The organism is Flagellimonas crocea (assembly GCF_033441595.1).
Taxonomy (GTDB): Bacteria; Bacteroidota; Bacteroidia; order Flavobacteriales; family Flavobacteriaceae; genus Flagellimonas; species Flagellimonas crocea.
This window is the reverse complement of record NZ_JAUZVX010000004.1, coordinates 441905-454028: the sequence shown is the minus strand read 5'-3', so window position 1 is coordinate 454028 and position 12124 is coordinate 441905. Positions and strand designations below refer to the sequence as shown.

At 42.6% G+C, this 12124-nt stretch carries 8 protein-coding genes; 6 read left to right on the top strand and 2 right to left on the bottom strand.

The window, feature by feature from the left end; all coding sequences use genetic code 11:
- Nucleotides 1-15 precede the first annotated feature (15 nt).
- The 5 genes from SD449_RS15385 (at nucleotide 16) to SD449_RS15365 (ending at nucleotide 4409) form a co-directional block, all read left to right on the top strand.
- Nucleotides 16-756: an SDR family NAD(P)-dependent oxidoreductase gene (locus SD449_RS15385; RefSeq protein WP_318311790.1), complete on the top strand. Its 741-nt coding sequence runs from the start codon at nucleotides 16-18 to the stop codon at nucleotides 754-756.
- 27 nt (nucleotides 757-783) lie between these two features.
- Nucleotides 784-1944 (top strand): mannonate dehydratase, encoded by a 1161-nt coding sequence (gene uxuA, locus SD449_RS15380; RefSeq protein ID WP_318311789.1) that lies wholly within the window; start codon nucleotides 784-786, stop codon nucleotides 1942-1944.
- 153 nt (nucleotides 1945-2097) lie between these two features.
- The gene (locus SD449_RS15375) at nucleotides 2098-3897 is read left to right on the top strand and encodes a carbamoyltransferase family protein (protein WP_318311788.1); all 1800 of its coding nucleotides are present in this window, start codon (nucleotides 2098-2100) and stop codon (nucleotides 3895-3897) included.
- A complete protein-coding gene (locus SD449_RS15370) occupies nucleotides 3898-4047 on the top strand; it encodes a DUF5989 family protein (RefSeq protein ID WP_220123541.1) in 150 nt (49 codons plus the stop codon).
- A 2-nt stretch (nucleotides 4048-4049) separates the two neighbouring features.
- Nucleotides 4050-4409, top strand: coding sequence for a hypothetical protein (locus SD449_RS15365; RefSeq protein WP_318311786.1), 360 nt, complete (start codon nucleotides 4050-4052; stop codon nucleotides 4407-4409).
- Here SD449_RS15365 and SD449_RS15360 read toward each other — a convergent pair whose 3' ends face one another.
- On the bottom strand, nucleotides 4410-6224 hold the full coding sequence (locus SD449_RS15360; protein ID WP_318311784.1) for a hypothetical protein: 1815 nt from the start codon (nucleotides 6222-6224) through the stop codon (nucleotides 4410-4412).
- Between the two features lie 264 nt (nucleotides 6225-6488).
- On the opposite strand from SD449_RS15360, the gene SD449_RS15355 reads away from it, so the two are divergent.
- On the top strand, nucleotides 6489-8789 hold the full coding sequence (locus tag SD449_RS15355; RefSeq protein WP_318311783.1) for a CRTAC1 family protein: 2301 nt from the start codon (nucleotides 6489-6491) through the stop codon (nucleotides 8787-8789).
- Between the two features lie 5 nt (nucleotides 8790-8794).
- On the opposite strand, the gene SD449_RS15350 is transcribed toward SD449_RS15355, so the two are convergent.
- A complete protein-coding gene (locus SD449_RS15350) occupies nucleotides 8795-12106 on the bottom strand; it encodes a VCBS repeat-containing protein (RefSeq protein WP_318311782.1) in 3312 nt (1103 codons plus the stop codon).
- Nucleotides 12107-12124 lie beyond the last annotated feature (18 nt).

Sequence of the window (12124 nt, the reverse complement as noted above, 5' to 3'; positions counted from 1 at the left end):
TTTTAGCACTACATAATGGATAAAAAAACAGCGATAGTAACTGGGGGCAACTCTGGACTAGGATATGCAACGGCAAAGAAATTTTGTGACCAAGGTATTACAACCTATGTGATCGGCCGTACCAAGGAACGTACGGAAGAGGCCTGCTCAGAAATGGGCCCCAATGCAGTCCCATTGATCTTTGATTTGACAAAACTCGATGAGATTCCCGAAGTTATTCAAAAAATTTATGACAATGAGGGACATATTGATATACTCGTAAACAATGCGGGCATCAATATGAAAAAACCATTTACCGAGGTAACCGATGAAGAATTTGCGCAAATAGTGCACACCAATCTTTTTAGCGTTTTCGCCATCAGCAGGGAAGTGGTCAAAAAAATGAAGGAGACGGGTGGCGGATGCATCGTCAATATTAGTTCTATGGCCGCACAGTATGGTCTGCCCAAGGTTATCGCATACTCATCCAGCAAAACGGCCATTGAGGGCATGACGCGCGCCATGGCAGTGGAACTTGCCGAGTTCGGCATTAGGGTGAACTGCATAGCACCAGGTTTCATCAAAACAAAAATGACGGCCAAGGCCTTGGATGCCGATGCAGAACGTAAAAACAAGGTGTTCTCAAGGACGCCGATGGGTAAGATGGGACTTCCCGAAGATATTGCTGACGCCGTTTACTTTATGTGCTCGGATGAGTCCAAGTTCGTAACAGGAACCGTTTTGCCGATCGATGGTGGAAACAGTATTGGTTTTTAAGGTATGGGAGGGAAACAGATGATCACCATGCAACAGAATATGCGTTGGTATGGTCCCCATGATGGTGTCCGTCTTCGCGATATCAGACAAAGCGGAGTAACAGGAATAGTCACCGCATTGCACCAAATCCCTGTTGGGGAAGTTTGGAGTGTGGAAGATATTCAGGAAAGGCAACGTATCATCGCTGAAGAGGGCATGGAGTGGACCGTAGTGGAAAGCTTGCCTGTCCATGAGGACATCAAAAGAAAAGGAGGCGATTACCAGCAATATATTTCCAACTACAAAAAAAGCCTTGAAAATTTGGCCCAATGCGGCCTAAAGGTAGTAGCATACAATTTTATGCCCATTTTGGATTGGGTACGTACCGATCACGCCTATGTTAATCCCGATGGCACCAAAGCGCTACTTTTTGATGAGATAGCTTTTATCTTTTTTGATGTTTTTTTACTGAAAAGACCATATGCGGAAAACGATTATTCCCAAGAGAAAGTGGAAGAAGCGCTGGAGTACGGTAAGACTTTGAGCCAGCCTGAAAAGGATCGACTGTTTAAGAATGTGCTGTTGGGTTTGCCTGGAAGCGATGAAAGTTTTACCCCCGAAAAGATTTTGGAACTGCTTGATGCTTACAAGGGAATCGATGACCAAACGTTACGGAGCAATTTGATCCATTTTCTTTCGGAAGTTGCACCCGTTGCAGATAGCGTGGGCATAAAGTTGGCGATACACCCCGACGACCCTCCTTTTTCTGTTTTGGGCCTGCCACGGGTAGTATCCACAGAAAAGGATATAGCGGATATTTTATCGGGAGTTCCCGTAAACGCCAACGGACTTTGTTACTGCACAGGTTCTTTGGGTGCACATCCCAAGAACAACCTTTTACGGATTATAGATGCGCACGGTGACCGTATTCATTTTTTGCATTTAAGGAATGTCAAAAGGGAAGATGGGAGACGATTTAGGGAGTCCGAGCACCTTTATGGTGACAATCCCATGGAAGGAATTATTGAGAAGATACTCTTGTTAATGGACAGGAACGGAGCTGCTCTTCCCATGAGGCCCGACCATGGTTTCCTGCATTCCTTTGAAGGTAGTGAAAAGTACCCTGGATATTCTTTGATAGGAAGACTTAAAGGACTTGCGGAAATAAGAGGAGTTGAGCTGGGATTGGCCCATAAACTAAAAGGATAGGGCAGGTCTGTATCTCGGTTTATATGTAAAGCATTGGTTGCTTTAGGAATACATCAAGCTACGCGAAAACCTATTGTGTTCCGATAAGTAGGCATTTACGATGATTTCTTATTATTTTGAAAGCTCTTTTTGCCCAAAAAATAATTACAGGGTATGAAAATTCTTGGTATTTCGGCTTACTATCACGATTCCGCAGCGGCCATAATAGTCGACGGTAAGGTGTTGTTCGCCGCCCAAGAAGAGAGATTCACGAGAATAAAGAACGATGCCTCCTTCCCCGAAAATGCCATACAGTTCTGCCTTTCCGAATCTGGATTTACCTATGAGGATATTGATGCCATCGCGTTTTATGATAAACCGTTCCTGAAATTTGAACGACTACTGGAAACCTACTACGCCTTTGCGCCAAAAGGTTTCAAATCTTTTGCCAAGGCAATGCCCTTATGGTTAAAGGAAAAACTCTTTATCAAACAGTTCATCAGAAAAAAGCTAAGACAACTAGGAGCTCAAAATTCGGGAAATATCACTATCAATTTTCCAGAACACCACTTGTCACATATTGCCAGTGCATTTTACACCTCACCATACAGCCAATGTGCATTTTTAACGGTGGACGGGGTAGGGGAATGGACGACCACTTCGTATGGTGTTGCCAGTGGAAAGAATGGGATTCAGGTCTTGGGAGAACTTCATTTTCCCGATTCGTTGGGTTTGTTTTACTCCTCATTCACTTATTTTCTGGGGTTCGAGGTCAACTCGGGAGAATATAAAATGATGGGATTGGCTTCCTATGGCAATGCGGCTTCCCAACAGGTTGCGAATTTCAAGGGCCTTATCAAAAAACATCTTGTTGATATTAAACCTGATGGCTCCATAAAACTCGATATGGATTTTTTCGAATATCCGTACGGGCTAAGAATGGTCCATCCAAAAAAATGGGAACAGCTCTTCGGAATTAAAAAGCGTCAACCAGGAGAAAAACTGGAACAAAAACATGCCGATTTGGCCTTCGCTGCCCAAAAGGTTCTAGAGGAAGTTTTGTTGAGTTTAATAGGATTCATCAAAAAGGAGACAGGAGAAAAATTCCTGTGTTTTGCAGGCGGGGTGGCCTTGAACTGTGTTGCAAATTCGGTACTTTTTAACCAAAAGATTTTTGACGATATTTTTGTGCAGCCTGCAGCAGGAGATGCTGGAGGCAGTTTGGGAGCTGCTTTGGCCGTTGCGCATATTCAACAGAAACATAATTTTGAAGGATCCGAAAAACCTTTTGATGTGTACCTGGGCCCCCGATTTTCAAATCTGGAAGTTGAACGGGTATTGCGCAAGCACAAGTCCAGTTATCGGTATTTTGAAAACAAAAAGGGGCTGATTACCGCCGTAGCTGGATATTTGGCAGAAAATAAAGTAGTGGGGTGGTTTCAGGGAAGAACTGAATTTGGCCCTAGGGCTTTGGGGAACCGCAGTATATTGGCCAGTGCCTCGGACCCAGAAATGCAGCATACCCTCAATATGAAAATAAAGTTCAGGGAAGGTTTTAGACCTTTTGCACCTGCCGTATGCGTTGAGGATTATGACGATTATTTTGAAGAAGGAAAGCAATCCCCCTACATGTTGTTTACGAGCAAAGTGAAGAAAAAACTTAGAAAGGAGCTTCCCCCTGACTTTGAAAATTTGGATCTGGATGAAAAACGCAAGGTTCCGAAGTCGGACTTGCCCGCCATTACCCATATCGACCATTCTGCTAGAGTTCAGGTAGTGGACAAACAAATGAACCCGCTTTTTTGGGATTTGATACAGGAACATAAAAAAATATCGGGCGTCGGGGTAATTATCAATACGAGTTTTAATCTTAAGGATGAGCCCATCGTCAATAGCCCAGAGGATGCATATATTTGTTTTATGAAATCCGAAATGGATATTTTGGCCTTGGAGAATTATTTAATCGTGAAGTAAATGGAATTTATCAGTGAATTCTTTCTGTTTTTAAAAGAACGAAAAAAGTGGTGGTTGATACCCTTGATCATCATCTTCATTATTTTCGGGGTACTGATATTTTTGACCAGTAGTTCGGCTTTGGCCCCTTTCATTTATACAATATTTTAAAGATGACTAGGGAAAAAGGACTGGAAACCATATTGGTATTGGTATTGGTATCGCTAATTTTGTTCTTAAAATTTGATACAAAATGGCTGCTTTACCTGAGTATGGTCCTTTTGGTGGTATCGGTGATTTCTACGAAGGCAACAATCTTCGTCGGCAAAATATGGTTTTCGTTCTCCCATTATTTGGGAATGGTGATGAATGCGCTGATCATGTTCCTGATTTTTTATATCATCCTGACTCCATTGTCGTTTTTTCAGAAATTGGCCCGAAAGAATAAAATACTTCAAAAGCCCGATGGAGAAACGTATTTCCACCAGCGTAATCATATATATACCACGAAGGACATCGAAAAACCTTGGTAATTACTCCGATATCGTATCTTTTTCTTTTTGCAGCTCCTGCTGGATTTCATCAAAACTCCTTACATCGAGTCCATTTTTCTTGACACTGGAGAGCAAGTCTTGGGCAAGCTTGGTTTTGCCCAGCATCATGTAGGCCTTGGCCAGACCTTCGGTAGTTGTGCTGTTTTTGTCCAAATAATTTGATTTGGAAAAGTAGTATTCCGCTTTTTCAAACTCTTCCAATTCTAGGCACATATTTCCTGCCATTTGGTACACCCTACCTTGTTCTGGGTATTCAAAAATCAGGGTTTCGGCAACTGTCAGGGCGCTTTGGTAATTTTTGTCAGCCTTATAAGTATTGAAAGCTATGGCCATGGCATTGTCCCATGTTATCTTTTTATCATGAATATCTTGGGCCAAATTCTCTTCAAATGATGATCCTTGGCTATTGGTTGGAGCTGGCCGCTTGCCTGACATGTCCATATCGTATGGCCATGATTTCTTTAGTTCGTCTACAACCAGTTTACCTTGAATGGAGTCAATTTGGGTGGTTGGGATATTAACAAAAGCTTCTACATAATCAATGTAATTTTCCCAATTGTCCATAATACCCAGCTCTCTCATCTTGTTATAAAAGGCGTCTGCCATTAAAAACTGTCCTTTGATGTTCGGGTGCACATGTTCGGTCATTAACTCATCCCCAACTATGTTGTGGACAGATTGGGACATATAAACCTGGCTCATATCCACTAGTGCAGTATTGTATTTTTTGGAAAGATTCGTAATAATATCGTTGATTTCCTCAGGAGCCCTAAACCTCAGAAAGTCCAGTTCTTTGGCCAGTTTAAGGTATCTTTTGGCTGAATCTTGGTTTTTTCCTAGATAATGGCGTCCCAACATAAATGCGGCCATAGCATTTTTACTTGCTATGATACCCGCTTCTGGACTGTTTTTCTCCATGGCCGCTTGAAAGCTATCCTTATTTTCAATGGGGTCACTGATAAAAGGCTCAATATCTTTTTCATTGCTCACCACCGTGGATAATATTACTGGAATATCATGTTTCTGATAACTGGCCAAGATTTTGTCCAGATTGCCTTTAAATTGCTCCAGACCATCACGGTACACCTCCGAATCAAAAGGTATCCGTTGCTCTTTCACCATTACCTCCATTAGTGTAGTGCTTCGCTCCGAAGGCTTTTGGGAAGAAGGTTCTTTTGCGTCGGACGCAAAAAGCTTGTAATAGGTGTTCTCAAACAATTGGAATGAGCGCAGCTTTTTTAAGCTCAGGTAAGTCCTGATCAAAAAGGGATGGGATCCATAGGAAATGGATGATCCTGCCCCAAGGGCACCATAGTATTCGTTATGGCCCGCATAAATGATGACCAAATCAGGTTTTTGCTCAATAATATCGTCCGTCATGTCCCAAAGGGTATAGGAATTCACGGCCGTAATCCCTGTATTTATAACCTCTATATTTTTGTCGGGGAACGTTAGTGAAAGCCTGTGCTTGAGCATTCTGGGAAACGATCCGCCCCTGTAAAAAGGAAAACCCACAACGGTAGAGGCTCCCTGAACAACGACCCTGAAGGTGCTATCCGTCTTGGTTTTCAAAAATAAATCAGCTTGATTGTCGGACCGCAGGCCATTGTCCTTAAAATACTTGCCTGCGATACGTTTGTTCATCACAAGATAATCAGGCTTGTTTTCAATGGGCACTTTGTGGAAAAGTTGGTAATCCTCGCCATATCCCGCTACCCGTAAAACAATCTCCAAAAGCAATAAAAACAGCAATGGAAGGCAAACGGCAACTATCTTGAATACAATTTTCTTCATACTAAGCAAATAGGTTAATAGCCACTTTGGTCAGATATACTATGTGGCATTTAGGTGTTAAAACTTTATATGGATTACATAGAAAATAGTTTACGCAACCGATTTAGCATTTAAAATTAATAAATTCGAATATTAAATAAGCAATTGGCAACAAAGATGTGATTTTCGATGCGGGCAAATCTCATTTAATAGCCCTCTAAACGCACCGTCAAGTCATAACAAACCTGTGCAGAAACAAACTAAAAACAGAATTAAATTTTTAAAATGTCCCACTCTTTCAGAAAATCCGTTCAGGTAGTTATTGGCGCCCTCCTTGTTTTGCAGTTTTCGGCCTGTACAGATTTGAGGAAAAGTGAACCTAAACCTACCGTGGCCTTCAACATTCCGAGCAGGACAGCTGGTGAGGCCGATGCTCAAACCGTTGAGATGATAGGTCGTGTGCAAGAGGCGGTTGGCAAAATTGATATTACCAATGTTCCCTACGTGCTGAACAGCAAAAAAGTGGCTTTCTATGAGGAACAGTTAGAAAGTTTAACGGGCAAAAGTCGAATAAACGTGTTGTTCAATTATGCGTTGGAGCTGCTCAACACGGGCAGGACGGACGAATCCATTGATGCGATTCAAGAAGTCCTGACAGCAGCAACTTCCAATTCGGCCAACGTACGGCCCCAAATCATCTTTATGATCAAAAAACAACTGGCCATCGCTTACATGAGAAAAGCAGAGCAGGATAATTGCATCATAAACCATAATGCTGAATCGTGCATTATTCCATTGAGCCCCAAAGCACAACACATTTTGACGGAAGGCTCCGAGAAAGCCATTGCGATTCTCAACGAATTGCTTCAACAAAACCCCAACGATTTGGAATGCCAATATTTGCTGAATATCGCACATATGACCTTGGGCACCTACCCACAAGAAGTCCCTGAGCAGTTTCAACTGCCAGAGTCACATTTCACCAATTCTTCAGCGTTTCCGCATTTTACCGATATTGCTATGAATTTGGGGGTCGATGAAAAGGAAATGGCGGGCGGTACCTGTATCGATGATTTTAATGGGGATGGATATCTTGATATTTTGGCATCCTCATGGGGGTTCGATGATCAAATCAAATATTTTGAAAATGATAAGGACGGAGGGTTTATGGACAAGACTTTTGAAGCTGGATTAAAAGGAGTCACTGGGGGGCTAAACCTACGACATGCCGATTATAATAATGACGGGCATTTGGATTTTGTGATTTTGAGAGGCGCCTGGTTGTCCATAAACGGTGGCATTCCCAATTCCCTGATGCGTAATAATGGCGACGGTACCTTTACCGATGTTACTTTGGAAGCTGGCGTATATTCTCTGAACCCGACCCAAACTGCAGTTTGGATAGATGTTGATCTTGACGGATGGCTGGATCTATTTATCGCCAACGAATGGAATGAAAGAAACCAGAGCTATTGTGAGTTGTACCTGAACCAGCAAGATGGCACCTTTAAAAATATAGCCAAGGAAGCTGGTATTACCGCAAAAGGATTTTTTAAGGGGGTAGCCAGTGGAGACCTGAACAATGATCTATATCCAGATTTATATCTTTCCAATTATTTGGGGTTGAACACGTTGTACATGAACACCACCAAAGAGAAAGGCCTCCCTTCGTTTGAAAAAAAGGAGGAATATGCTGGAGTTTCCAATCCCGTGGAGAGTTTTCCAACCTGGATCTTTGATTATGACAATGATGGGTTCGAGGATATTTTTGTCTCTGGATACTCGTCCGCGGAAATTCTTCCTACGGAAATGATGCTTCGCAACTTAAGGAGCAACTCAACCGATTACAGACCCTTGCTCTATAAAAATAATGGTGATAATACCTTTACCGAGGTGTCCCTTGATGTCAATTTAAACGAACCAATCGCGACCATGGGATGCAATTTTGGAGACCTGGACAACGATGGCTTCCTTGATTTTTATCTGGCCACGGGAGATCCCAGTTACTTTTCCATCGTACCCAACAGGATGTTCCGTAATGTACGAGGGGAAAAATTTGAGGATGTGACCTACAGTGCGGGGTTTGGCCATATTCAAAAAGGACATGCCATTGGTTTTGGGGATTTGGACATGGATGGAGACCAGGATATTTACGCGGTAATGGGCGGAGCATTGGAGGGAGATACTTTTGGAAATCTACTGTTTGAAAATCCGATGGGTAACGAAAACAATTGGATCAACATTATGTTGGAAGGCACCCAAAGCAATCGCTCCGCTATCGGGGCCAAGATCATCATTACCATTGTTGAAAATGGCAAGGAACGGAAGATTTACCATTCGGTGGGTACCGACTCCAGTTTTGGGGGCAACAGTCTAATGGAAGAAATCGGACTTGGCGAGGCCAAGAAAATTCAGAAACTTGAGGTCAAGTGGCCTCATCGTTCGCAAAACACTGCTATTTTTACCGATATTTCCGTAAATCAGGTCATAAAGATTGTTGAAGGCGGAACCGTTGAACCTATCGACCTGCCCGAAATTACTTTTGATAAAAAGGAGGGAATGCACCACCATCACGATATGGAATAAGTGTGCTATTCCATTTTAAAAATGGTCAAAGGTCTATTGTTGTTCGCTATAAAAAGATGTGGCTTTTGGTTTAAGTTTACCAGTTTCATTTGTTTGGCATTCAGTCCATTGTAAAAACTGACATCCTTGTAGCTTTTCAATCCACCTTCCGAATCACCCAATAGAACGTACCCTATATTGGAGTCATATTTTACCGTCTCCACTTCGGATTCATGAATGGCCCCAGAGCCGATAACGTCCAAATGCCCATCTTTGTTGACATCAGCAAAAACAAATGACATGGTAGGCCCAAGTTGGGCGCTGGTTGGCAAATGTTTGATGGTAAACGATCCGTTGCCCATGTTCTCCAAATAGATGGATTCAAATTCAGTGACTTTTTTGTGAAAGGAGTTTTCGATTTCTTCCTCACCGTAGATATCGATAAGGCTGGAGTTCGCAAATTCTTCGTAGCTTTTTATTTTTTGACTTACAAAAGCGTTTTGGCTTGTGGAGCACTCTTTTCCACGAACAGGAACCAACTTTCCTTTGTAGATTTTGCTCAATATCATATCATAATGTCCATCACTATCAAAATTGTTCCCGTATACGTGCAAAGGCTTTTCTGGTGAAGGATGAAATTTGTTGTTGGCACCCAAATTGCCCACGAAATAGTCCATATCGCCATCATTGTCAAAGTCTATTTCGGAGATGGTGTTCCACCAACCTTCGGTTTCCGTCAATACTTCAATGTCCTGCTTTTGGAAAAGCCCATCCTGAATACCAAAAATGGTAATCGGCATCCATTCGCCCACGATGATCATATCTTTTTGATTGTCGCCGTCATAATCCGATAGCAAAATATCGTTCACAAGCCCTATTTCTCGAAAATCGGGCGCTACATCTTGCGTGACGTCAACAAAATTTCCCTTGGTGTTCCTAAGAACATAGGACCTGGGCGATAATGGATATTTGCCTGGTATAACGCGACCACCAACAATCAAATCCAAATCACCATCATTATCATAGTCGTGTGAGGCAACGGCCTTGGTGCTGGTCAGCATTTTTGGCAAATTATTGGATCGATAAAAATTAGCTTTTCCATCGTTCAGGTACAATCTATCCTGCAACAGCGGACTGTTCTCGTCCAGTTCGTAACCGCCACTGGCAACGTAGAGGTCCATATCCCCATCTTCGTCGGCATCAAAGAAATGTGCCCCGTTATCCTCAAAATCCTTATCCAAATTGAAGGTTTCCTGCACTGCCTCGGTATATTTTCCATCTTTTGTTTGAAGGTAGATGTGTCCTGCTTGACCAGGGCCGCCTCCCAAAAACATATCGGCAAGACCGTCATTGTTGATATCTGCAACGGCAAAAGCAGGGCCTTGCTGAGATTGTTTCTGGGGCAACAGTACTTGTTTTGAGAAATCATTAAAGGAATTTTCATCATGTGAGTACGTAATGCCCAGGACCTCTGGATTTATGGGGGTAAAGTTTTTGGGTCTTTTGTACAGGGTTTCGGAAGCAGCTTCCGCTTCGCCCTTGTCAAAAGTCAGGGTCTGGTTTGGTTTGATGTTTTCTTTCACTGAAATATTGCCATCGGCCCAGACCACCTCAACTTTTTTGATGGTTTCTTCGTTGCCCACACCAAAATTCAATAGCGGTGAAACGGATGATTGATAGCCTCTGGACAAAAAGAGTTCTTGAAATTGTTGGATGCTATCGGTATACACCTTCACTTTGGAACCGATTGCATTAATGTTTTTGCTATCCCCAACGAGTTTTACGTTCAAAAAATTGGCCGTGGAGTTGTTTTCATAAACAAAGGCTTCGTCCTCAAGATTGTTCACCACCAGGTCCAAATCGCCATCATTGTCCAGATCGCCATATGCTGCTCCATTGGAATTGACGGCTTTTTCGAGTCCCCAATCTTCGATAACTTTCTGAAAGGATAGGTCTTTTTTGTTCTTAAAAGCGTAGTTCTGGAGTTTATCGGAGGGCATTTGGCTCAATATGTCCTCAATGGGCATAGCCTGTAACGAATCCTGATGGGCATCCAGATAATTACCAAAATCCTGATTGGCTATTTCACGTTTAATACCATTGGTAATGAAGATATCCTTGAAACCGTCACCGTCAAAGTCGGCGATCAGGGGCGCCCAGCTCCAATCGGTCTTGGAAACGCCAGAGACCTGGGCAATATCGGTAAAATACCCATTGCCGTTGTTCAGGTTCAACACGTTGGACATGTAGGGGTAATGAAACCCAGACTCCACGATATACCAAAACCCTTCGGTGTTCATGCTGGCCATGTTTTGCTTGCCTCGGCTGTGATCTTCGGCGGACATGTCCAGCACCAGCAGGTCGGGCAGAAAATCGTTGTTGATATCCGCAAAATCGGAGCCCATACTGCTGTAGGATATATGCTTCATTTGGGTGTTCACATGATTGGTAAACGTTCCATTTTTATTGTTGAGGTATAACTTATCGGGAGTGATGAAGTCGTTGGCAACAAAGACATCGAGCCATCCGTCGTTATTAAAATCACCTATGGATGCACTCAAACTAAACTCTTTATTGACCAATCCACTTTGGCGGGTAACATCGGTAAATTTTGACCCATCATTTCGGTAGAGGTGATCGGAGGTCTGGGGATAGTACATTTGGTCCTCTAAAATTGCTTTTAGGTTTACCGAATTCAAAAAATCGTTCCTGTGGTTGATCAAATACATATCCAGATCGCCATCCTTATCGTAGTCGAAGAAGTAGGATTGTATGGAAAAGCCATCATCATCAATACCCCATTTACGGGCCTCCTCTTTAAAAGTACCGTCCTTTTGGTTGACGAACAATTTGTTTCTTCTTTGGGCATTATTCTCCAAAGAAGCTGATTTGCAGACGTAGATATCCATCCATCCGTCATTGTTGATGTCTATCATGGTGACTCCAGTGGTCCAACCTTCAGAGTCCTGAACCTTGGCTGTCTCCGTAATGTCTTCGAACACAAAATCACCTTTATTGAGGTAGAGCTTGTTCGATTGTTGATTGGAGGTGAAATAAATATCATCCAGCCCGTCGTTGTTGATATCAGCAAGGGCTACCCCGCCTCCATTGTACATGTCGTAGTAGTTGAGAATATTGAATTCCGCGGTTTCTGTAACGGAGTTTTTAAAATGAATATTGGTCTGATCATTGGGGACCAGCGAAAAAAGTGTATCGGCGGTAGTTTGTTTTTTTTCAATCTTTTTAGGTCCACAGGATATGGTCAGTATCAAAAGAAAAGCAATACCGGCAAATTTTGACAAATGCATGGATGTATGTTTCAAAATAAGGAATTTCATAATTTACGCAACCGTTTG

Coding starts and splice junctions, on each gene's coding strand:
- SD449_RS15370 (WP_220123541.1), top strand. CDS start 3,898: ATGGAATTTATCAGTGAATTCTTTCTGTTTTTAAAAGAACGAAAAAAG.
- SD449_RS15375 (WP_318311788.1), top strand. CDS start 2,098: ATGAAAATTCTTGGTATTTCGGCTTACTATCACGATTCCGCAGCGGCC.
- SD449_RS15365 (WP_318311786.1), top strand. CDS start 4,050: ATGACTAGGGAAAAAGGACTGGAAACCATATTGGTATTGGTATTGGTA.
- uxuA (WP_318311789.1), top strand. CDS start 784: ATGCAACAGAATATGCGTTGGTATGGTCCCCATGATGGTGTCCGTCTT.
- SD449_RS15385 (WP_318311790.1), top strand. CDS start 16: ATGGATAAAAAAACAGCGATAGTAACTGGGGGCAACTCTGGACTAGGA.
- SD449_RS15355 (WP_318311783.1), top strand. CDS start 6,489: ATGTCCCACTCTTTCAGAAAATCCGTTCAGGTAGTTATTGGCGCCCTC.
- SD449_RS15360 (WP_318311784.1), bottom strand. CDS start 6,224: ATGAAGAAAATTGTATTCAAGATAGTTGCCGTTTGCCTTCCATTGCTG.
- SD449_RS15350 (WP_318311782.1), bottom strand. CDS start 12,106: ATGAAATTCCTTATTTTGAAACATACATCCATGCATTTGTCAAAATTT.